The organism is Streptomyces lydicus, from assembly GCF_000717345.1.
GTDB lineage: Bacteria > Actinomycetota > Actinomycetes > Streptomycetales > Streptomycetaceae > Streptomyces > Streptomyces lydicus.
In genome coordinates this window covers 193,029-214,979 of sequence record NZ_JNZA01000012.1, presented here as the reverse complement: position 1 = coordinate 214,979, position 21,951 = coordinate 193,029, and the positions used below count along the sequence as shown (strand labels likewise).

Below are 21,951 nucleotides of genomic sequence, written 5' to 3'. Positions count from 1 at the left end.
GGCCCCGCCGCCCGGTCCTACCGGCCGGCCGTGGCGAGGCGGAGCAGTCCGGTGATCCGCTCCAGGCCCGCCCGGCTGCTGAGCCGCTCCTCGACGTAGTGCGGGCCGCGGGCACCGAGCCGGGCGGCCCGCGCGGGGTCGTCGGCGAGCGCGCGCACCTCCGCCAGCAGCGCCTTCGGATCTTCCGGGGCGATCACCGTCCCGGCGCCCGAGCGCAGCACCTCCTGGGCGGTGCCTCCCTCGGCGGCCACCGAGGCGATCACCGGCCGTCCCGTCATGAAGTACGACGTCAGTTTGGACGGCAGGCTCATGTCGAGCACGGTGGCCTTCTGGGTCACCGCGAGGACGTCCGCGGCGGCGAGCATGTCGGGGAACTCGCCGGCGCCGGCCGGCGGCAGGAAGGACAGCGCGGAGACGCCGGCGGCGAGCTGCTGCAGGTGCGCGCGCTGGTTGCCGTCGCCCATGAGCACGATCCGTACGGGCGCGGCGTCCTGGTCGGCGAGCCTGGCGGCCTCGACGAGGACCTCCAGTCCCTGCTTGAGGCCCATGTTCCCGGCGTGCAGCAGCACGGTCTCCCCGGGCTGCCAGCCCAGCCGGGCCCGGGTCCGCTCCCGGTCGCCGCTCGGGCCCTGCACATGCGTCCAGTTGGGCACCACGTGCACCCGGGACCGGGGCACTCCCATCGCCGCGACCCGGTCCACGAACGACTCGTGCACCACGCCGACGACCGCGGCGCCGCGCAGGATCCTGCCCTCGACCGCCGCGGCCTGGGCGGCGGCCCGGCCACCGCCCCGGATGCCGCTCTGTTCCGCGGCCGCGCCCATCAGGTCCTGGACGACCACGACGTGCGGGGCGCCGGCCCGCCGGGCCAGCCGCCCGCCCAGCACTCCCCCGGCCAGGGTGGGCATCTGGGTGAGCACCACGTCGGGCCGGATGCGCGGGGGCGCCAGGGCACCGTGCGCGAGGATGCTCGCCTCGAACAGCGCGCGGTGCGCGGCGGTTTGGCGCGGCGGGACGGTGTGCCGGCGACGGTGCACGGTCACCCCGCCGCGCCGCTCCCGCAGCCGCCACCGGCCGCGGTAGCCCTGCGCCACCTCCCACGCCGGGTAGTGCGGCATGCCCGCGAGGACATGTGTGTCGGCGCCCGACGCGGCGAGATGCTCGGCTATCTGCGTCGAGTACGGCCCTATGCCGGTGTGTTCGGGTGCGTAGTTGGTCGAGACCACGAGCACACACCGGCCGGCGAACGAGTCTTCCACGGTTGCTCCCTCTGGCTGTGCCGTCATCGTAGAAGCGGCCTGCCCGGGAGAACTGTGAATTGGGTTGCGATTGTGTCCCGAAGACGACCTTGTTATCGGATGTCCCTTAGATTGTGCTCTCCGATGGGGAGTTGGGGTCTGGGGGGAGGTGGACCGATGGTGCCCGGAAGGCGGTCGGGGGCCGCGCCGCCCCCGCGTGCGGTCGCCGCGCTGTGCTGCTGGGTGCTGGTGCTGGTGGTGCTCCTGCCGTTGCTGGTGCTGCGGTCGCTGGATGCCCGCTTCGGCGCCGCGCTCGCCGTCCAGTGCGTGGTGGTGGTGCACACCGGCGCGGCGCTGGCCCGCGTGCTGACGGGCGTCCGGGCGCGGGTGATCGCGTTCGGCTTCTGGCTCTTCTCCTATGTGTGGCTGGGCCTCGCGCCGCTGGCCATGCTCGCGACGGACGCCTACCCGCGCGGTTTCCTCGTCGACGCGGACACCGCCTTTGTCACAACTGTCCTGGTGGAGACGGGACTTGTGGCCTACAGCGCGGGGTCGGCGCTGGCGTCGTGGCGGTCCTCCCGTTCCTCCGTCGTCCTCGAACCGCTGCTGGCGCGGCGGCTGGCGCCGGGGCGGGTGCTGCTGCTGTGCGGCGTGGCGCTGCTGCTGGCGGTGGTGCTGATCCCCGGTCAGGGCGGGCTCTCGGCGTTCTTCCTCAGCCGCCAGGCCGCCAACGAGGCGGCGGCGCAGGCCGAGCCGTCGGGGTCGGCGGGCCGGGCGATGGCGGCGTGGCTGCTGTCGGTGCCGGCGTTCTGGGCGCTGGTTGCGCTGGTGCACGTGCCGCGGTTCAAGGAGGGCGACCGGGTCCTGCGCGGTTTGCGGTGGCTGCTGCTGCCGCTGCTGCTCGCGGTGAACGCGGTCGTCAACAATCCCATCAGCCAGCCGCGTTTCTGGGCCGGGACGGTGGTGCTGGCGGTGGCGTTCGGGGCGTCGTGGCTGCGGGGGCCGCGGGCGTTCCGGGTCGGTGCGGCGGGCGTGGCGGCCGTGGTGCTGGTGGTCTTCCCGTACAGCGACTACTTCCGCTACGACAAGCGGGAGCCGGTCCGTGTCGTGTCGCTCGCCGAGCAGTTCACCTCCAACGGCGACTACGACGCGTTCCAGCAGATGGAGACGGGTGTGGACTACGTCCGTACCCATGGCTTCTCCCCGTCGGCCGCGCTGGGGCCACCGCTGTTCTTCGTGCCGCGCTCGGCATGGCCGGGCAAGCCGGACGACGCGGGGATCCTGCTCGCCCGGCACGCGGGCTACACCTTCTCGAACCTCTCCGCGCCGCTGTGGATCGAGTCGTACATGTGGGCGGGCTTCCCTTCGGTGATCGCCGTCTTCGGTCTGATCGGCGCGGTGGGGCGGCGCGTCGACGACCTCCGGCACCGGCTGCGGCGGCGTCCGGGCACGCTCGCGGCGCTGCTGGTACCGGCGTTCGGCTTCTACCAGTTGGTGCTGCTGCGCGGCAGCCTCATGGCGATCGTCGGCCCGCTCGCCCTGCTGGTGTGCATCCCGCTGCTGATCACCCGTAAGTCCCGGCGCCCGTCGGCGCCGTCGGTGCAGGAGGCCGTGTACGCGCCGGAGCGCGCGGCCCCCTCGCCCATACCCACAGAAGGAGCACGTACGTGAGCGTCTTCGACGAGCCCGTGGAGGAGCCGGACCAGATCCGCGATCAGCTGCGCCAGCTCTTCCGCTACCGGGCCTTCATCGTGCTCGGGCTGGTGCTGGGCATGCTCGGCGGCGCCGCCGTGTCACTGCTGGGGGGCTCCACCTACACCGCCACCGGCGAGGTCGTGGTGCATGCGATCAGCACCGCGCCCTTCCAGGCCGGCGGCGTCTCGGTGGACAAGCAGATCAGCATGGGCACCGAGCGGCAGATCGCGCAGAGCGCCTCGGTCGCGGCCGGCGCGGCGAAGGCGCTCGGTGAGCGGACCGCCCCGGCCGTCCTCCAGCGGGATCTGCGGGTGAGCAATCCGCCCGAGACCCAGACGCTGATGTTCGAGTACAGCGCGGACTCCCCCGAGCGGGCGGCCGCGCTGGTCAACGCCTTCGTGCACGCGTATCTCGACTACCGGGAGAACGCGGCGAGCCACCGGATCGACACGACGGTCAGCAAGCTCAGTGCCGAACTGAAGCCCCTGCTGGAGCAGCGCAAGGTGCTGGACCAGCGGATCGCGGAGGCGAACGCCGGGTCGGGGAAGACCTCCGACCAGTCCGAGCGCGGCAATCTGGTGACCGAGATCGCGGATCTGCAGGGCCGGATCTCCAGCCTGAAGTCCCTCGACACCACGCCCGGCGACATCGTCCGCAAGGGCGATCCGCCGGCCTTCCCGTCCAGCCCCGGTCTGGCGATGCTGCTGCTCACCGGTGCGGTGGCCGGTCTGGCCCTGGGCATCCTGGCGGCCTGGGTCCGGTCGGTGCTGGAGCCGCGGGTCCGGTCCGTGGCGGACGTCCAGGACAATCTGCGCGCACCGGTGCTGGGCATCCTGCCGCGGCGGCGGGGTGGTGAGCGGCTGCTGGAGGTCGGCAGGTCCGGCCACGGCAACCGCGCGGAGGCGTACCGCACGATCGCCTTCCGGCTGGTGCACGACCGGCGGTTCGCCGGACGGGGCAGCCTGCTGATCGTCGCGCCGCGGGAGAACGCGGACGCCGTGTCGGTGGCGGTCAACCTCGCCGGTGCGTTCGCCGAGATCGGCAACGACATCCTGCTGGTCGAGGCGAATCTGCGGACGCCCGAGCTCGCCCAGCGGCTCCCGTTGCACCCCGGGCACGGGCGGCCGTTGCCGGGCAGCTGGGCGGAGGGCGAGCGGCTCGCGGTGGACGCGGGCGTCGACGGGCGCTTCGACCTGCTGCCGGGCCGGGAGGTGCCCAACCCGGCCCGCGCCCTGACCTCGCCGCAGTTCGCCCGGCTGCTGAACGCGCCGTCGGGCCCTGACGAGCACGTGGTGGTGGTCACCGGGCCGCTGCTCACGCACGCGGACGGGCTGGCGGTGGCCAAGCAGGCGGCGGGTGTGGTGGTGGTCTGCGACCTCAACGAGGTGCGCCGGGACGACCTGGACCGGGTGTGGGAGCTGATCACCGGGGCGGGCGGGCACATCCTCGGAGCGGTCCTGGACAAGGGCAGCCGGGGACGGTCGCTGCGCGGGCTCACGGACAGCGGCCCGGCGCCGCGCAAGCGTGGTCGCAGCCGGCGTGCGCGGGGTGCCGTGGTGGTGCCGCCGGCCAGATCCGGCCCGCCGCCCTCCGGCACGGGCCCGGCGGCCGGAGCGCCCGTCGGCACTGACGCGTCCTCGCTGCGCGGGTGACGGCCATCCACCCGGCGGGCTCCGGGGGCGGGCCGCCCGCGCCGGCGCCCGCCCGGGCCGCGGACGGCGGGCGCGGCGTCGCCTCGACCGCGCGCGGCAGCCTGTTCGCGCTGGCCGGCTCGGCCGCGAACGCGCTCTTCGGGTTCGCCCTGGTCGCCGTGGTCACCCATGGGCTGGGGGCCCGCGGGGCCGGTGCGGTCTTCACCGGCGTCGCGGCCTTCACCATCGTCAGCAACGCCCTGAAGCTGGGCGCCGACACCGCCCTGGTCCGGTTCGTCTCGCGGGATCTGGAGCGCACCGGTGGCGCCGGGGTGCCGGGGCTGTTGCGGACCGCCGTCCTGCCGACGCTGCTGGCGAGCGCCGCCGGGGCGGCCGTGGTGCTGTTCTCCCCCGGTCTCGCCGGCCGGCTGCTGCCGGACCTGGCCACCGGACAGGCGGTGGCGCTGCTGCGGCTGTTCGCGGTGTTCCTGCCGGTGACGACGGTCGCGCTGGTGCTGCTCGGCGCGACCCGGGGGTACGGCTCGGTGGTGCCGTTCGTGGGCGTGGAACAGATCGGGAAGCCGGTGTTGCGGGTCCTGCTCGCGGTGCCGCTGGTGCTGCTCGTGCCGACGGTGACGGCGCTGTCCGCGGCGTGGCTGGTGCCGGGCGTGCTGGGGGCGGTGGCCGCGTACGTGTCGCTGCGCGGGTCGCTGCGCAGGCACCCCGGCACCGGCCGACCCCCGCCGCAGGCACGGGAGTTCTGGGCGTTCGCGGGTCCGCGGGCGGTGTCCTCGGTCTTCGACATCACCGCCGTGTGGCTCGGCGTGATCCTGCTGTCGGTGCTGGGCACCAGCGCCCAGGCGGGGGTGTACACGGCGATCGGGCGGCTGGTCACCGCCGGGACGCTGCTCCAGCTGGCCGTCCGGCTGGCGGTGGCCCCGCAGATCAGCCGGCTGACGGCGGGCGGCGACACGCACGGGGCACACCATCTGCACCGGTTGTCGACGCGCTGGATCGCCCTGTTCTCCTGGCCGGTGTTCGTGCTCCTGGCGGCCTTCCCGCACACCGTGCTGTCGCTGTTCGGCTCGGGGTTCGCCGGTGGTGCGCCGGGGCTGGTGGCGCTGGCCGTGGCCTGTCTGGTCAACGTCGGCGTCGGCAACGCGCAGACGGTGATCCTGATGGCCGGGCGGAGCGTGTGGAACCTCGTGGTGGCCGGCGTGGCGTTCGCGGTCCAACTGGGCAGCGGAATATGGCTGGTTCCGCGCTACGGAGTGCTGGGGGCCGCGGTCTCCTGGGGGCTGGCGATCGTCGTGGACAACGGCGCCTCGGCCTGGCTCGCCCGCCGCCGACTGGGATTCCGGACCGTGGACCACGGCTATCTGCTGGCCGCACTGCTCGGCATCGGGGCGGTGGCGCCCGTGGCGTTCGTTATGCGGACGCTATTCGGCGACAGCGTTACGGGTGCTCTCTTGGGAATGGTTTTGTCAATTGGGGCTTTCGGCGCGCTCGTCTGGCGCTATCGTTTGCCGCTGGGGGTAGGGGAGTTCTTCGGGGTGCTGCGCAAGCGCGGTTCGGATAACCCTCGATGAACGCTGAACTCAATTCTGCACAAAACTCATCTCGTTCAGACTTCCGCTCCCGATAATTCCGATCGCATCAATGCATCCAGGGGGGACCTGTGCGCCAAAGAAGCAGACCCGTCCATCTCTTGCTCGCAGCCGCGGTGCTGGGCACCGCCTCGACGGCCCTCGCCGCCGGGCCTGCCCAGGCCACCGGCGAAGCCACACTCACCGCCGATCCGCTGGCCACCTGGCAGACCGACGGCATCGTGTGGTCCCTGGCGTACGCCAAGGGCATCGTCTACGTGGGAGGCACCTTCGAGCACATCCGGCCGCCCGGCGCGGCCCCCGGCAGCGGTGAGCTCGCCCGGAAGAACTTCGCGGCCTTCGACGCCAAAACCGGCCAACCGCTGCCGTGCGCCCCGGCGTTCAGCGGCGGCTCGGGCACCGTACGGGCCCTGAAGCCGTCGCCCGACGGCTCGCTGCTCTACATCGGCGGCTCGTTCGGCAAGGCGGGCCCGGTGGGGCGCTCCAACACCGCCGCGCTCAACACCGCCGACTGCACGATCGGCGCGGCCTGGCAGCCGACGGTCAGCTCGACCGTGCGGGCCATCGACGTGACCGACGACGCGGTCTACATCGGCGGCGGCTTCGACACGGTCCAGGGCCAGACCCGGGAGCGGATCGCCGCGCTGCGGCCCAACGGCGCCCTGCTGCCCTTCAAGGCGACGGTGCGCGGCTCGTCGATCCCCAACGACCCCACCCCGGGCGTCAACGCCATCACGGTGGCGCCGAAGCTCAACAAGGTCATCATCGGCGGCCGGTTCACCTCGGTGAACGGCAGCCTGTTCGGCGTGCACGCGCTGGCCGGCCTGGACGCGACCACCGGCAAGGTCGTGAACTCCTTCAGCGGCTGGATCCCCCAGCGGTCGGCGGTCAAGACGCTCGTCAACGACGGCACCAACTTCTACCTGGGCGCCGAGGGCACCGGCGGCGGCGTCTTCGACGGACGGGCCGCCGGCCGGCTGTCGGACGGCTCGCAGATCTGGAAGGACACCTGCCTCGGCGCCACGCAGGCCGTGCTGCCCTACAAGGGCGTGCTCTACAGCGGCTCGCACGCGCACAACTGCGGCAGCACCCCGGGCGGCTTCCCGGACATCGGCAACCGTCAGCACTTCCTGGCGCAGTCGATCTCCGACAAGACGATCCTGCCGTGGTTCCCGGACACCAACGACGGGATCGGCGAGCAGATCGGTCCGCGCGCGCTGACCATGGCGGACGGGGTCCTGTGGGCGGGCGGCGAGTTCACCACCGTCAACGACGCGCCGCAGCAGGGTCTGACCCGGTTCGCGGCGGCGCCGGACACCGGCGCTCCGCAGGTGCCGCTGCTCAGCGGTGCGAGCACGGCGCGGGGCAAGATCACGCTGCAGTGGAAGGCGTCGTGGGACCGGGACAACGGCGTGCTGACCTACAAGATCTACCGGGACGGTGAGTATCTGACCTCGCTGACCAAGGACTCGCGCTACTGGGACCGGCCCGACATGAGCTTCACGGACACCGTGCAGCCGGGCGCGCAGCACCGTTACTCCCTGGAGGTCACCGACGGCACCAACGTCTCGGGCCGCAACGGTCCGGTCTACGTGACCGCCAGGAACTGACCGCAGCCCGGACCGGCTGACCAGCGGGGGTGAACAGTGGGGGGTAAATGACGCACCGAGTAGGTTATGCACCCGGGGTCTACGACCTCTTCCACGTGGGGCATCTGAACATTCTCCGGCACGCCAGGAGTCAGTGCGACTACTTGGTGGCCGGTGTCGTCTCGGACGAAATGGCCCTGCAGGCGAAAGGCAAGGCGCCGGTCATTCCGCTCACCGAGCGGCTGGAGATCGTACGCAGTGTCCGCTTCGTGGACGCGGCGTTCGTGGAGACGGTGCCCGACAAATTGGAAACCTGGCAGCAGGTGCGGTTCGACGTCATCTTCAAGGGCGACGACTGGCGGGGAACAAGTAAGGGCGACAAGCTCGAACGGGATTTCGCGACGGTCGGCGTAGAGGTGATCTATTTCCCGTACACCGTGCACACGTCGAGCACCCTGCTGCGTCAGGCGCTCGACGGGCTGGCGAATTCGGCGTGATCCGCGGCGGCCCCGGTGGAATTCCGGGGCCGCCGCGGCCGCGCCCCGTTCCCGGCCCTCAGCGGCCGGGGCCGGACAGCTCGCGGTACCACTTGACGAGAAAAGCCACCATGAAAAGGACGTGGGCGGCGAGCAGGACGCAGTACAGCACCACGAAGAGGTCGCGGCTGCCGAACAGCAGGAACACCGCGCAGAACACCCCGTAGTCGACCGGCAGCAGGGCCACCGAGCGCAGCGTGGAGACCCCGGCGGACGCCGGGCCGGTTTCCCCGTTCCGCAGCCGTTCGGCCCGCTTGAGCTGTTCGGTGAGGATGCCGCCGAAGAAGACCATCACCGCGGCGAATTGGAAGGCGACGGGGACGAACAGCAGGACGGGGTCGGAGAATCCGAAGTGGCGGTGGAACGAGACGAGTACGGCCATGTGGATCGCCAGCATCTTCGCGCAGTCGACCACGTGGTCCAGCCACTCCCCCGCGGCGCTGCCGGTGCCGGTCAGCCGGGCGAGTTGTCCGTCGGCCGAGTCGAGGGCGAATCCGATGACCAGCGCCGCGAAAATGCCCAGCGCCGCGGCGGGTGTGGGTCGCAGCGCGGCAATCATCGCCACACCGGCGAAGGTGAACGCCGCACTGATCAGCGTGATGTGATTGGGCCTCAGTTTGGCGGTGTAGCCGGCGGCGGCCAGCACCCGGCCGGCCGGACGATTCACATACCGCGAGTACAGGGACACTCCCTTCGCGGATTTCTGGGCCGCCGAGAGTTCTCTGATCGCATATCCGAACTGGCTCATATCCCCCACCTGTGAACGGCCCCCGAAGGAGCAACATCATGGCAGGCAGGATCTCTCCGTCAAACGGCGCCGCCACCCGCCGGTCGGTCGTGGCGGGAGCGGCAGCCGCCCTGGCGACGGCGCTCACCGGTTGCGAGTCCGCGTCGCCCGCCGGAGCCGGCGGGACGTCCGACGACGCGAAGGCTCCGGTGGTCTCCGGGCACAAGCCCAAGGGCAAGGACGTCATCGACGTGGTGGCGGACTGCGGCGCCAAGGGGGACGGCCGGACCGACGACAGCCGCGCGTTCGCCCGCGCCTACGCGCGCGCCGCCGGCCGGGTGTGGGACCACGTGGGCCGCACGGTGATCGACATACCGGCCGGCACCTACCTCATCAAGCAGCCGCACGCCCTGCTCGACGCTCCCGGTGGCAAGCTCAAGGCGAACGGCCTGCGGTTCCGCGGGGCCGGCAAGCGCATGACGCAGCTGATCTTCGCCCCGTCCCACGCCGAGGACGCCTATCTGTGCCGCAACGAGGACAGCTGGGCGAATGTGATGTTCGAGCAGATGGCCTTCGCGGCGGGTACGCCCGGTGCCTCGTTCTTCTACTCGTACTCGACCGGTCAGGCGCAGGACTACCGCTTCACCGCGTGCGAGTGGACCGGCGAGTGGACGTACGGGCTCGCCCTGGACGGCAGCAACACCAACTCGGAGATGCGCTGGGACGCCTGCCGGGTCGGCGGGGCGTACCGCAAGGCGTTCCTGTACTCGGGGCTGTCGGAGAAGTCCGCCGACCGGCCGCAGCAGGACCAGTTCCTCAACTACTGGTTCAACGACATGAAGGTCGAATACGCCTGGGGGAACTTCCTGGAGTTCCCCTACGGGGGTTCCATCACCTGCCGCGGGGGTTCGTACATCGTCACCGGCCGGCGCCCGGAGGACACCGATGACTATGGGCGCACCAGCACCTTCTTCCGCTTCCCGCGCGGTCCGCACCACGACTCCGTACAGCGTTTCCATGCCGAGGACATCCGCTTCGAGGTGCGCGACCCGGACACCGTGGTGATCGACTGCGCCTGGGACAGCGGAACGGTGCACTTCAACGACTGCGACGACACGGCGCACGCCTTCAAGTCGTTCGCGGCGGACACCCGTCCGCACCGCTACCGCATCGGGGCCCGGGGGCCGCTGGTGCGCTACGACTCGTGTCAGCTGTCCGGGCAGCACCACTACGAGAGGGACGGCGACGGTACCGGCCCGCGCGCCCGCTACGACATGTGCCTGCTGCGCAACCACTCCCCGCGGGACTTCATCGACGGGGCGGGCGACCGGGTGAGGTTCGTCGACTGTCTGGGGTCCTGACGGGCGGGGAGGGCGTTGCGTGGGATGCCGGACGCTGTGGCGGCGGACTCCAGGGACGGGCGCGGGGAGAACCGGAGGGACGGGCTCGTGGTGTACGCGTCCGTCCCTCCGGTCCTCGGGTCAGTTCACCTGGAGGGCGGCGTCATCGAGGACGAAGCTGGTCTGGAGACCGGAGTCCTCGGTGGCGGTGAAGGTCAGGGCGATGCGCTGTCCGATGTAGGGGGTCAGGTCAAGGGTGCGCTGGACGTAGCCGCTTGCGGCGTCGGTGTTGGACAGGGTGGTCAGCGTGGTGCTGCCCGCCTTGACCTTGAAGGTGTCGTACGCGACGCGGTCCGTCTCGTCCGTGTCGATGTGCAGCCAGTAGGTCAAGGTGGCCTTGGCGCAGCCGGCGGGCACGGTCACGGTCTGGGCGATCGAGTCGGTGGCGGAGTAGCCGTAGCCGCCGAGCCAGGCGAATCGGCTGCCGCTGTGCGCCGACTGGCCGGCATGGGAGCCGATGGCGCCGGTGTCGCCCGTCCAGGGCGAGGTGCCGGTCTCGAAACCGCCGTTGGTGAGCAGTTGCTGACCGCTGCAGCTGCCGGTACCCCGGACCGTCAGGGTGTAGGTGGCGGTGTGGGTGACGGAGCCGGTGCCCGTCACGGTGAGCGGGTAGCTGCCGGGGGCCGTGCCCGCGGCGGTGGCGACCGTCATGGTCGAGCTGTTGCCGGAGGTCACCGAGCCGGGGCTGAAGGAGACCGTCACGCCCGCCGGGGCGCCCGACGCCGACAGCTGCACGGTCTGGGCGGACCCGCTGGTGGTGGCCGTGGCGATCGTGGTGGTGGCCGAGGTGCCCGGGTCGACGGTGCCGCCGGCGGGACTGGCGCTCAGCGAGAAGTCGTTGGCCGGTGTGGAGTCGGTGACGGCGAGCTTCCACAGGGTGGAGGCGATGCCGTCGACGCTGCGGTTGAGGCCGGTGCTGTTGATGTTGCTGGTGGTGTCACAGGACTGGTGGTAGCAGGAGTCGTACGCACGGTTCGCGGTGCCGCCCCACTTCGCCGCCTGCGCCGCGGTCTTCCGGGCACTGGCGCCCATGGCGTATCCGGAGGTCGGGATCCCGGCCTGCTCGAAGGAGTAGTCGTCCGAGCGGCCGGCGCCCTCGGTGTTCTCCTCCGGCTGGAGGCCGAGCGAATCCCAGTACGCCTTCATGGGCTGGGCGGCGGCGGAGGTGAGGTGGTTGATGAAGTAGCCGCCGTTGGTCGAGGCGATCATGTCGAAGTTGTAGTACGCCTTGATCCTCGTACGCTCGGCGGACGACAGGGAGTTGACGTAGAAGTCCGAGCCGTTGAGGCCCTGTTCCTCGTCCGTCCACCAGCCGAAACGCACCCGGGCCGCCATGGCGGGGTGGTGCTCGGCGAGGGTGAGTGCCGTCTCCAGCAGGGCGGCCGAGCCGGAGCCGTTGTCGTTGATGCCCGGGCCGGCCGCGACGCTGTCGAGGTGCGAGCCGAACATGTAGACCTTGGCGGTGTCGCCCTGCGGCCACTCGGCGATCAGGTTCGGTCCGGCCCCGGTGGCGCAGCCGCTGGTGCAGGGCTGCTCGGTGACGGTGTATCCGGCTGCCTGAAGCTTGTTCTTGACGTAGGCGACGGAGTCCCGGTAGCCCTGTCCGCTGGATTTGCGGGTGCCTCCGTTGCGGCTTGCTACGGCGTTCAGTTCGGTCAGATGCGCCTGGACCTTGGTCACATCGACGTCCGGGGCGTCGGCGGCGGGCGCCGATATCGCGCGTACGAGCGGGCCGGGTGCCGGGGCCGCCTGGGGCGCGGCCGAGGCTGTGGGGGCTGCGGTCAGTCCTGCTGCTCCGAGGGTGGCGACCAGGGATATGCCGGCCACCATGAGTCTTCGTAACACCATGGCTCCTTGAGGGGGTGGCGAATGCTGCCGGTGGAGGTTCTGGTGGAACGCCGGGCCGTGACGGCGTCTTGTGAACGACATGTTCATGACCCGAGCGGCCGTACCCTCACACCCTGATGACCCTGACGTCAACGGATGTCCCTGCATGGCGCGGTGTTTGTCGTAAAGCAGCAGATGGTGCCCGATATCCGGGCACTCGGCCGGCAGCGGGCGGGCCCCCGAGCCGGTGGACGGCTCGGGGGCCCGCGAACTGCCGGCCGGTCAGATCAGTGCTTGCGGCAGACCAGGTGCGCCCGGTGCAGGACCCTGGTCCAGTAACCGGGGTGCCGCTTGCCGTGCCGGTCCTTCCAGGCCGGGTGCCACACGCGGGTCCAGTGCCGGTGCAGCACATGGCACCGCTCTCCCCGGTCAATCTGCTGGGTCGCCACGTTTTCGCCGTCGGGCCGCGGTGCGGCCGAGGTCGTGGCCGCCGCGGAGAAGAGGACACCTCCGGCGAGGGCGACGGCAGCCGCGCCCATCGCCAGGGCGCGGCGGAGTCCGCCAGTGGACGACGCTCCGGTCATCGAGGACTCAGCCATCGACGATGCAGTCATCGAGGTCCTGCCTTTCTGCCTTGTCATTCCCGTCCGGCTCTGAGCCGAACGAAACCGACAATGCACCCCAAAGCGCTGCAAAATCCGCCGACATGAACGGCTTTGCCTCATCCGGACGAACCGGTGAACCATCCATAACCCTGAGGTCACCGGGCGACAGGCGCTGCGACTCAGGAAGAGAGTTCCGACAGGCGGAAGGGGCCGGCGGCGCCGGGGCCGAACATGACGGGGAGGTTGCGTCCCAGCGGAACGACGACGATCGGTTCCTCGCGGTACTCGCGCAGGAAGTTCTCCAGCGGCTCCCAGATGAGGCTCCGGTACCCGGATTCGGTCCGCTGGCGTTCAAAGGAGAGGGTCAGCGCCGACCCCGTCAGGGCCACACTTACCGCGCCCACCTCAAGCCACTCCCCGCCGATCCACGCTTCGAGCCTCACATGTGACATGGCGCAAGGGTGCCCGGTCCGGGGTGGTGGCCGCAATTCGCCACGGGACAGACCGGGCAACAAGGACCAGCCGCCGGCGGGCCGGCGCCGCATCGAACCGCATAGCGGATGAACCGATCCGTTCGGTTCATAAACGGACATCGATGGTTGTTTTCGGTCAGGATGCGGACCGTGACGCTGCGTGCGGTCCGGGGGGATCGTGAGCGGAGACGGGCGGCGGACCTGCCACGCACCGGGGCGCAGCGGGGGTACGTCATCCGGTGGTTGCCAGGATCTGACGGAAAATTTCCGGTCTGTGTGCGCAAATGGTGAAGAAAACCGACCGAAAGTGCCCTCTGGCTTTTGACTGCCGATCGGCCGGTACCGGAATGTCATCGCCATGCCCGTCAGACCCCGCGCCGCGACCAGCGGCCCGCTGCGCATGCGCGATTTCCGCCTCCTGCTCGCCGGAGCCGCCGCCGGACAGCTCGGCGCCCAGGTGACCCTGGTCGCCCTGCCCCTCGTAGCGGTCCTCCAGCTCCACGCCCCCGCCTTTCAGGTGGGGCTGCTCACCGCCGCCGAGACCGCCGCGTTCCTGCTGGTCGGGCTGCCCGCGGGGGCCTGGGTCGACCGCATGCGCAAGCTGCCGCTGCTGATCCGGGCCGATGTGGTGCGGGCCGTGGCGATGGCGAGCATCCCGCTGGCCGCCGTCGCGGACGTTCTGACGATGGCCCAGCTGTACGTCGTCGCCCTGATCACCGGCGTGGCCACGGTCTTCTTCGACGTGGCCCACCAGAGCTTCCTGCCGCAGCTGCTGCCGAAGGAGCAACTGGTCGCCGGAAACGGCGCACTGGAGACGATCCGCTCCTCGGCGCAGGTCGCGGGCCCCGGTATCGGCGGCGGGCTGGTGCAGCTGCTGGGGGCTCCGCTGGCCATCGTGGCGGACGCGACCGGCTATGCCGTCTCCGCGCTGTTCCTGTGGCGGATCAAACGTCCCGAGCCCCGCCCGCAGCCCGTACCGGGCGCCTCGCTGCGCCAGGAGGTCGGCGAGGGCCTGCGCTTCGTGTTCGGCCACCCCCTGCTGCGGGTGATCGCCACAGCGACGGGGCTGGCGAACCTCTTCAGCGCCGTCCTGATGGCCACTCAGGCCGTCTTCCTGGTACGGGTGCTCGGGCTGGCTCCCGGCGCGGTCGGCCTGGTGCTGTCCGCCGCCGCGATCGGCGGACTGGCGGGCGCGCTGTGCGCCGGCCCGCTCGCCGCACGGCTCGGCGGGGCGCGGCTCATCTGGCTGTCCGCGCTGGTCACGGGCCCCTTCGCGCTGCTGTGGCCGCTGTCCGGGCCCGGCGCGGGCGCGCTGCTGTTCGCGCTCGGCTCCGGGGTGGTCTTCTTCGGGGCGGTCGTCTACAACGTCGCCCAGGTGAGCTTCCGCCAGACCCTGTGCCCGCCCCGGCTGCTGGGCCGGATGAACGCCACCCTGCGGTTCGTGATGTGGGGCACCCTGCCCCTCGGAGCACTCGCCGGCGGCGCGCTGGCCGACGCGTTCGGGGCCCGGGTGGCGCTGGTGTGGTGCGCGGCCGGGTTCCTCGCCGTACCCCTGCCGCTGCTGCTCTCCCCCCTGCGCAGGATGCGTGAACTGCCCGATGCCCCTTACGACTCGGGGACCGGCACGGACCATGACGCGGGCGCCGGTACGGACCCGGAGAAGGGCCCGGAAGCCCCTGCGGACGAGACGGCGCCCTCCGGTGAGGCGCATCCCGACGGGGACGCCGCGCTGCCGGTGGCGGGCCGGTGACCCGCCCGCGCCGGTCCTGACGCCGCCCGGAACGCGCCACCCGCCGGGCCGGCACGGGCCGTCCCGCCTGCCGCCCGTCCTCCGCCGGCAGTCCTGCACTCCCCCACTCCTGCCCGCCGCCGACTCCGCCCCGGGCCTCCCGAGGGCGCGGTGCGCAACCGACAGAGCGGTCGGCTCCTCCCGGTCAGCTCCTACAGAGAGGTCTCCGTGCTCAGCATCACGAGCCAGTACCTGGCCCGTTTCCGCCGGCTCCACGACGACGGCGGCACGCCGGACGTGCTGCCCGTCACCGGAGCTCAGCGTCGCTTCGTGCTGGTGCGGTCCATGGACCCGGCCGGCCGGCCGGACCTCGTGCCGATGTTCTTCTCCTTCCCACGCGGGACGGTGGACCTCCGGCGTCTCGCCTCGGCCGCCCGCCGTCTCGCGGCACTCCACCCCGTCCTGCGCGCCCGGCCCGACGTGCTGCGGGGCACGCCGGTGCTCCGTCTGACCCGGCCGGACGTACCGGTGGTGCGGGTCGCGCCGGCGCCCGGGGAGAGCGCGGCCACGGCCGTACGGCGGGTGCTGCACGACTGGAGCCCCGAGGGCGCGCCGCTCCGGCTGTTCCTGGTCCCCGACGGGCCGGACCGGGCACCGGACGGACCTGGCACCGCGCCGGGCGGGCCCGACGGCCCGCAGGAGGTGCTCGCCGTCGTACTGGAGCACACCGCGTGCGACGGCCAGTCGCTGGCCCGGATCGTGGAGGAGCTGGGCGCCGCCTACGCCTCCGCGGGGCACGTGGCTGACGAACCGTCACCCACCGACGTCGCCGCCGAACTGGACGCCTACCGGGAGGCCGTGCTGCTCCAGCTGGACGCGGAGGACCGCGCGGGCTCACCGGCGGCCCTGGCGTACTGGGGCGACCGGCTCCGCGCGGTCCGGGAACGGGCCGCCGTGCCCCCGCAGCAGCCGGCACGGCCGGCGGCCGCCGCCTCCGACGCGCTGCCGAGCGGCTCGGCCGAGCGGCGGATCCCCGCACCGGACACCGGGACGTCCTTCCCCCAGCTGCTCGACGCCTGCCGCGCCGCAGCGACCGTGCTCTACGGGAAGGCCCATGTGCTGCCGCTCGGTTATCCGTGGGGCGGCCGCCCGCCCGGCGCCGCGCCGGTCCTGGGCTGCTTCCTGAACACCGTGGTCTTCCCCACCGCCACGGGGGCGGCCCCCGCGGCGCCCGAGGAGACGGCCGGCGCCTGGTGGGACGACCTGGACCACGCGGCCGCGCCCTTCGACACGGTGGTGCACGCGGCGCGGACCGCGGGCTCCGCCTGGACCGGCCGGCTCGACGGACTGCTGACCGTGGACGACGCCCGGCGACGTCCCGCGCTCCGCCTGGGCGGCGTGCCGGGCCGGGAGTTCCACATCGACGGCAGGCCGGTGCGCGGCCCGTTCGCGGTGTCCGTCACCCAGGGGCCCGAACTGGCGCTGCGCATGGTGTGGGACCGCGCGGTGCACTCTGACGGCGCCGCCGAGGACGCCTTCGCCGCGCTCACCGACGCCCTGCGCGCCCCGGCCCTCACCACCGGCTGACGCCCCGGCCGCCGGCCCGCACCGAAGCCCAACCCACTGCCGCCGGCTCCCACCGGGCCGGCCCGGCACAGCACCACCCCGTACACCGCACCCCGCCGACCCGCCGCGCGATCCGCGGCCGGTCCGCAACCCGCGGCCGGGCCCGACCGGGCCCGGCCGTCCACCCCGATCCGACCACCTCATCAGGGACCGCCCATGCTTCCGCTCTCCTCCTCGCAGGAGATCGTCTGGCTGCACGAACAGGTGCAACCGGGCAGCCGCGCCTACAACTTCACCGCCGCACTCGACCTGTGGGGCACCCTCGACACCGAGGCCCTGCGCCACGGGCTCGCCGCCGCCCTCGACCGGCACCCCGGTCTGCGGCTCGAGCTCGTGGCCGTCCCCGGAGCGGTGCCCGGCCAGCGCGTCGCCGAAGGCTGCGCGCCGCGGCTGCACACGGTCGACCTGAGCGGTGCGACCGACCCCGACGGCGCCTTCGAGGAACTGCTGCGCACCGAGGCCGAGACCCCGCTCGACACCTACGAGGCGCCGCTGCTGCGCTGGACCCTGGTCCGGCTGGGACCGGACCGGCACCGGCTCATCCACGTCGAGCACCATCTGATCCACGACGGCCACTCCTTCGCGATCCTGCTGCGCGACGTCTTCACCGTCTACCGGGGCCACGTCCTGGGCGCACCCGTCGAGCTGCCCGCGGCGTCCTCGTACGCCGATCACGTCCGCGCCGCGGACGCCCCCGCCGCCGAGGAGGAGCGCCGGGCCGGCCTCGCGTTCTGGGCCGATGAACTGCGGGAGATGTCCTACGACATGCCGCTGCCCGGGCTGGCCCGGCCCGGCTCGCGGCGCCGGCATCACGGCGGGCAGCTGCGCCAGTCGATCGGCGCGGACCTGGCCGTACGGCTGCGGGAGCACGCCGCCGACCGCGGTCTGACCCCGTTCGCCACGCTCCTCGGGCTGTTCGCCGAGCTGCTGCGCCGGCACAGCGGCCGCGAGCGGATGGTCATCGGCACCGCGGTCGGCAACCGCCCGCGCGGGTTCGAGGACGCGGTCGGCATGTTCGTGAACACCATTCCGCTCGCGCTGCGGCTGGATCCGACCGCACCGGCCGAGGAGTCCATGGACGAGGTCACCGACACCCTGATCCGTGCGCTGCCGCACCAAGAAGTGCCGGTCCAGGAGCTGACCCGGGCGCTCGGCATGCACACCTCCGGCGCGGACAACCCGCTGTTCAGCGTGATGTTCAGCGCACACGACGCCGAGCTGCCCGAGATCGAGGTGCCGGGGCTGGACATCACCCTGTTCGAGGGGTTCAACACCGGCACCACCCGTTTCGACCTGGACGTGGTGCTGCTGCCCGACGACCGGCGCGGCGTCGGCCCCCGGCACGGTGCGGCCGGCATGACGCTGGTGTGGGACTACGACGCGGACATGTTCGGCGAGGACGTGGCGACGCTGCTCGCCGAGCGGTTCCTGGATCTGCTGCGGGCGTATCTCGACGCGCCGGACCGCGCCCTCGCCGACCTGGCGCTGCCGCCGGTGCCCGCCGTCGCCGCTCCCGAGCCCCGGACGCAGGACCGCGACCCGCTCGACCCCGCCGCCGCCCACGACCCCGCGCTCCCGGCGCTCCTGGTCGGCGCCCGCAGGATCACCTACGGCGACCTCGACGCGCAGGTGGCCTCGCTCGCGGAGCGGATGCGTGCGGCGGGGGTGACGGCCGGCCTGCCGGTGGCCGCGGTGCTGCCCCGCGGGGCCGACTCCGTCGTGACGCTGCTGGCGTGTCTGCGGACCGGAGCGGTGTACTGCCCGCTGTCGCCGTCGGACCCGCCGGCCCGCCTCGCGCTGCTGCTGGAGCGGCTGGCCCCGGCGCTCGTGCTGACCTCCGCGGACGCCGCCCCGTCCGTCCCCGCCGGTCTCCCCACCGCCCCGGTCGACGCCCCGGCGTTCCCGCCGGCCCGGGACGCCGCCGTGGTGCCCGGAGCCGCGTACCTCATCCACACGTCGGGCTCGACGGGCATACCCAAGCCGGTCGCCGTCGGGCGCGGGGCGCTGGAGAACCATCTGACCGGCGCGGCCGAGCGGTTCGGTCTGGCGCCGGGCGACCGGGTGCTGCTGTTCGCCCAGCCGTCGTTCGACGTGGCCCTGGAAGAGGTCCTGCCGTCGCTGTACGCCGGGGCGTGCCTGGTCGTTCCCGAGCACGAGGTGCCCACCGGCGCGGAGTTGACCACACTGCTGGCCGCCTCCCGGGTCACCGTGGCGAACCTGCCCACCAGTTACTTCCTCGCCACCCGTGAGGACATGTCCCCGGCGCTGCGCGACGGCCGGTGGACGCCGCGGCTGCTGGTGCTCGGCGGGGAGCGCCTCCCGGCCGAGGTGATGCGCGCGTTCCTCGCCGACACCGAGGCCACCGTGCTCAACGTCTACGGGGTGACGGAGGCCGCCGTCAGCTCCACCGTCCACGAGATCAGCCGCGAGGGGCTCGCCGAGGGCGCGGAGATCCCGCTCGGCACCGAGCTGCCCGGCGAGCGGGTCCATGTGCTGGACGCCGCGCACCGGCCGCTGCCGGACGGCGCGGTCGGCGAGCTGGCCATCGCCGGTGCCGGACTCGCCGAGGGGTACGTCGGCAATCCCGACGCGACCGCCGCGCGGTTCGTCACGGTCGACGCGCTCGGCGGTGAGCGGGTCTACCTGACCGGTGACGTCGGCTACCGGGGCCTGGACGGGCTGCTGTACTTCCTGGGGCGCCGGGACAACCAGGTCAAGCTGCGCGGCTACCGCATCGAGCTGGAGGAGGTGGAGGCCGCCGCCTCGGCCGTGCTGGACGGCCGCTCCTGCGCCGTCGTACTGGACCGCGAGGGTCCCGGCGGGCCCCGGCTGGTCGGCTTCCTGGAGGGCTCGGAGCGCGACGCGGAGTGGGACGAACCGGCGCTGCACGCGGAGTTGAGCCGCCGGCTGCCGAGCGCCCTGGTACCGGGGCAGTGGGTGCGGCTGGAGGTGCTGCCGCGGCTGGCCGGCGGCAAGCCCGACCGGGTGGCGCTGTCCAAGCGGACCCCGGCGCCGGCACCGTCCGCGCCGCTGGTCCCGGCCGGACCTGCCGAGGGTGCGGGCCCGCTGCCGGACGGTCCGCTGGCCGCGCTGCTCGCCGACGGGTGGCACGAGGTGCTGGGCCACCGCCGCTTCGACGCGGCCTCGCACTTCTTCCGGGTCGGCGGTCATTCGCTGCTCGCCGCGCAGCTGGCCGCCTGGCTGGAGCCGGCGCTGGGCGCGCGCCCGCCGCTGCGGCTGCTCTTCAGCAACCCGGTGTTCGCCGACCAGGCCGTCGCGCTCGCCGCCGTCGCCGCCGTGCCCGCCCCCGCCGCTACGACCACTGTGACGGAGTCCTGATGTCCCCGACCGAGACCGCCCCCGCTCCCGCGGCGGGCACCACCACCCGCCCCGCACCGCAGGCCGGCCCGCTCAGCATCGCGCTCGGCGCCGACCCCGGCCCGGCCGGCGGGGTACTCGCCCGCCTCACGGAGTGGACCGCCCGCTCGCCCGAGGCCCCCGCGGTGCTCGACGGGGACCGCACCTGGACGTACCGGCAACTCGCCGCCGCCGCCGACGAGATGGCGGACGTGCTGCGCGACCGGGTCCGGCCCGGGGACCTGGTCGGCGTGTGCCTGGACCGTTCGGCCGCGCTCGTGGTGACCGCGGTGGCGCTGGCCAGGCTCGGCGCGGTCTATCTGCCGCTCGGCCCGCAGCCCGGTGAGCGCCGCGTGGACGCCGTCGCGGAGGACCTGGCCGTGGTCTGTCTGATCGGCGAGCCGGGGCGGCTGCCCACCCGGTACCGGACGGCGGACCAGGTGGAGCTGCCGCTGCCCACGGCGGGCGTCAACGCTCCCGCCGCGGCCGTCGCGGCGTTCGCCGGGCGGGGTGCCGAGGACCGCCGGACCGCGCCCGCCGGCGCGTTCTACGCGGTGCTGACCTCCGGCTCGACCGGCCGACCCAAGGCCGTCGCGGTCGCCGAGGACGCGCTCGGCACGCTGCTCGACTGGTACCGCGGCGAGACCGGGCTGGCCCCCGGGGACCGGCACTCCCTGCTCATCGGGGTGGCGTTCGACCCGCACGTGCTGGAGCTGTGGGCCGGGCTGACGTCCGGGGCGGCGCTGGTGCCGGCTCCGGACGCGGTCCGCTGGGACGCCGAGGTGCTCACCGAGTGGTGGCGCGAGGCCGCCGTGTCGGTGGCGGTCGCGGCGACACCGATGGTCGAACCGCTGCTGGACCGGCCCTGGTCGAGCGGGCTGACGCTCCGTCACCTGACGGTCGGCGGCGACCGGATGCGCCGCCGCCCCGGCCCGGACGTCACCGCCACCGTCCACAACGCGTACGGGCCGGCCGAGGCCACCGTCCTCGTCACCTCGTACGCCATGCGCGGCACGGACCCCGAGGCGGGCGGGGAGGGCGCGCCGCCCATCGGCACGCCGGTGCCCGGTGTGGCCGTCGTCGTCACCGGCGCGGACGGCCGCCCGGTCGCCCGCGGCGAGGAGGGCGAGCTGTGCCTCGGCGGGCGCTGCCTGGCGCTCGGCTACCTGGATCCCGAGCTGACCGCGCGCCGCTTCACCGCGCCGCCCGAGGGCGTCGCGCTGCCGGGCGTGGACCGCCTGTACCGCACCGGGGACCGGGTGCGGATGCGCGCGGACAGCCGGCTGGAGTTCCTGGGCCGGCTCGACGACCAGGTGAAGGTCAGCGGGGTGCGGATCGAACCGGCGGAGGTGGAGGCCGCGTTCGAGCAGGACCCGGCGGTGCGCAGCGCCGTCGTGGTGGCGCCCCGTGGCCAGGAGGGTCACACCCACCTGGTGGCGTACGTGCGGCCGGCCGCCGGCGCCGCTCCGGCCGCGGACGCCCTGTTGTCGGTGGCGCGGGCCTGGCTGCCCGAGCAGGCGGTGCCCTCGGCCGTACGGATCGTCGACGGCTTCCCGCTGGACGCCAACGGCAAGGTGGACCGCGCGGAGCTGCTCCGCCGGGAGTCCGCACAGGACATCGGCTCCGGTGCCGCCGCCACGGACGGGGCCGGGAGCGACGAGGCCACCGCCGGGGAGCGGCTGGTGCTCGGCACGGTGCGTGACCTGCTGGCCCGTCCGCAGACCACGCTGGCGGACAACTTCACCGCGGTGGGCGGCACCTCACTGGCCGCCGCCCGGCTGCTGGCCGCCATCCAGCGGGAGAGCGGGGTGCGGCTGCGCGCCCCCGAACTGCTGCGCCAGGCCGACCTGCGGGCGGTGGCGGCCCTGGTCGACGCCCGGCGCGCGGCCCCGACGTCCGGGGGCGCCTGAG

The 21,951-nt window shown here is 73.1% G+C and carries 15 protein-coding genes; 10 read left to right on the top strand and 5 right to left on the bottom strand.

The features are described 5' to 3' along the window. Positions 1-17: 17 nt before the first annotated feature. Positions 18-1,286 carry a glycosyltransferase gene (locus OO62_RS13500; protein ID WP_078617153.1) on the bottom strand — a complete coding sequence of 423 codons (1,269 nt, stop codon included), beginning with the start codon at positions 1,284-1,286 and terminating at the stop codon, positions 18-20. A gap of 129 nt (positions 1,287-1,415) precedes the next feature. Between OO62_RS13500 and OO62_RS13495 the strand changes: the two genes are divergently transcribed. From OO62_RS13495 to OO62_RS13475, 5 genes are all read left to right on the top strand, one after another. Beyond that, entirely contained in the window at positions 1,416-2,909 is a 1,494-nt protein-coding gene (locus OO62_RS13495; protein WP_051733115.1) for a hypothetical protein, read from the top strand. Next, positions 2,906-4,585, top strand: a complete 1,680-nt coding sequence (locus OO62_RS13490) for a polysaccharide biosynthesis tyrosine autokinase (protein ID WP_033267576.1) — start codon at positions 2,906-2,908, stop codon at positions 4,583-4,585. The genes OO62_RS13495 and OO62_RS13490 overlap by 4 nt, the downstream gene beginning before the upstream one ends. Then, the gene (locus tag OO62_RS13485; protein WP_033267575.1) at positions 4,582-6,153 is read left to right on the top strand and encodes an oligosaccharide flippase family protein; all 1,572 of its coding nucleotides are present in this window, start codon (positions 4,582-4,584) and stop codon (positions 6,151-6,153) included. Before OO62_RS13490 ends, OO62_RS13485 begins: the two co-directional genes overlap by 4 nt. A gap of 119 nt (positions 6,154-6,272) precedes the next feature. Beyond that, a complete protein-coding gene (locus OO62_RS13480; protein ID WP_099870433.1) occupies positions 6,273-7,781 on the top strand; it encodes a PQQ-binding-like beta-propeller repeat protein in 1,509 nt (502 codons plus the stop codon). A 47-nt stretch (positions 7,782-7,828) separates the two neighbouring features. Next, a complete protein-coding gene (locus OO62_RS13475) occupies positions 7,829-8,257 on the top strand; it encodes an FAD synthase family protein (RefSeq protein ID WP_033267573.1) in 429 nt (142 codons plus the stop codon). 58 nt (positions 8,258-8,315) lie between these two features. On the opposite strand, the gene OO62_RS13470 is transcribed toward OO62_RS13475, so the two are convergent. After that, positions 8,316-9,044 (bottom strand): CDP-alcohol phosphatidyltransferase family protein, encoded by a 729-nt coding sequence (locus tag OO62_RS13470; RefSeq protein WP_033267572.1) that lies wholly within the window; start codon positions 9,042-9,044, stop codon positions 8,316-8,318. 38 nt (positions 9,045-9,082) lie between these two features. On the opposite strand from OO62_RS13470, the gene OO62_RS13465 reads away from it, so the two are divergent. Next, positions 9,083-10,384: a glycosyl hydrolase family 28-related protein gene (locus OO62_RS13465; protein ID WP_051733112.1), complete on the top strand. Its 1,302-nt coding sequence runs from the start codon at positions 9,083-9,085 to the stop codon at positions 10,382-10,384. 120 nt (positions 10,385-10,504) lie between these two features. On the opposite strand, the gene OO62_RS13460 is transcribed toward OO62_RS13465, so the two are convergent. The 3 genes from OO62_RS13460 to OO62_RS13450 all read right to left on the bottom strand — a co-directional run bounded on the left by OO62_RS13460 (position 10,505) and on the right by OO62_RS13450 (position 13,307). Beyond that, positions 10,505-12,271 carry a M28 family peptidase gene (locus OO62_RS13460; protein ID WP_033267571.1) on the bottom strand — a complete coding sequence of 589 codons (1,767 nt, stop codon included), beginning with the start codon at positions 12,269-12,271 and terminating at the stop codon, positions 10,505-10,507. 266 nt (positions 12,272-12,537) lie between these two features. Further along, positions 12,538-12,864 carry a hypothetical protein gene (locus OO62_RS13455; protein ID WP_234386247.1) on the bottom strand — a complete coding sequence of 109 codons (327 nt, stop codon included), beginning with the start codon at positions 12,862-12,864 and terminating at the stop codon, positions 12,538-12,540. Between the two features lie 170 nt (positions 12,865-13,034). Next, complete coding sequence (locus OO62_RS13450; protein ID WP_033267569.1) at positions 13,035-13,307, bottom strand: hypothetical protein; 273 nt, start codon at positions 13,305-13,307, stop codon at positions 13,035-13,037. 379 nt (positions 13,308-13,686) lie between these two features. Between OO62_RS13450 and OO62_RS13445 the strand changes: the two genes are divergently transcribed. The 4 genes from OO62_RS13445 (at position 13,687) to OO62_RS13430 (ending at position 21,950) form a co-directional block, all read left to right on the top strand. Then, a complete protein-coding gene (locus OO62_RS13445; protein ID WP_078617151.1) occupies positions 13,687-15,078 on the top strand; it encodes an MFS transporter in 1,392 nt (463 codons plus the stop codon). A gap of 207 nt (positions 15,079-15,285) precedes the next feature. Next, a complete protein-coding gene (locus OO62_RS13440; RefSeq protein ID WP_033267568.1) occupies positions 15,286-16,644 on the top strand; it encodes a condensation domain-containing protein in 1,359 nt (452 codons plus the stop codon). Positions 16,645-16,839: 195 nt separating this feature from the next. Continuing rightward, entirely contained in the window at positions 16,840-20,022 is a 3,183-nt protein-coding gene (locus OO62_RS13435; protein WP_033267567.1) for a non-ribosomal peptide synthetase, read from the top strand. After that, on the top strand, positions 20,022-21,950 hold the full coding sequence (locus tag OO62_RS13430; RefSeq protein ID WP_033267566.1) for an amino acid adenylation domain-containing protein: 1,929 nt from the start codon (positions 20,022-20,024) through the stop codon (positions 21,948-21,950). Before OO62_RS13435 ends, OO62_RS13430 begins: the two co-directional genes overlap by 1 nt. Position 21,951 lies beyond the last annotated feature (1 nt).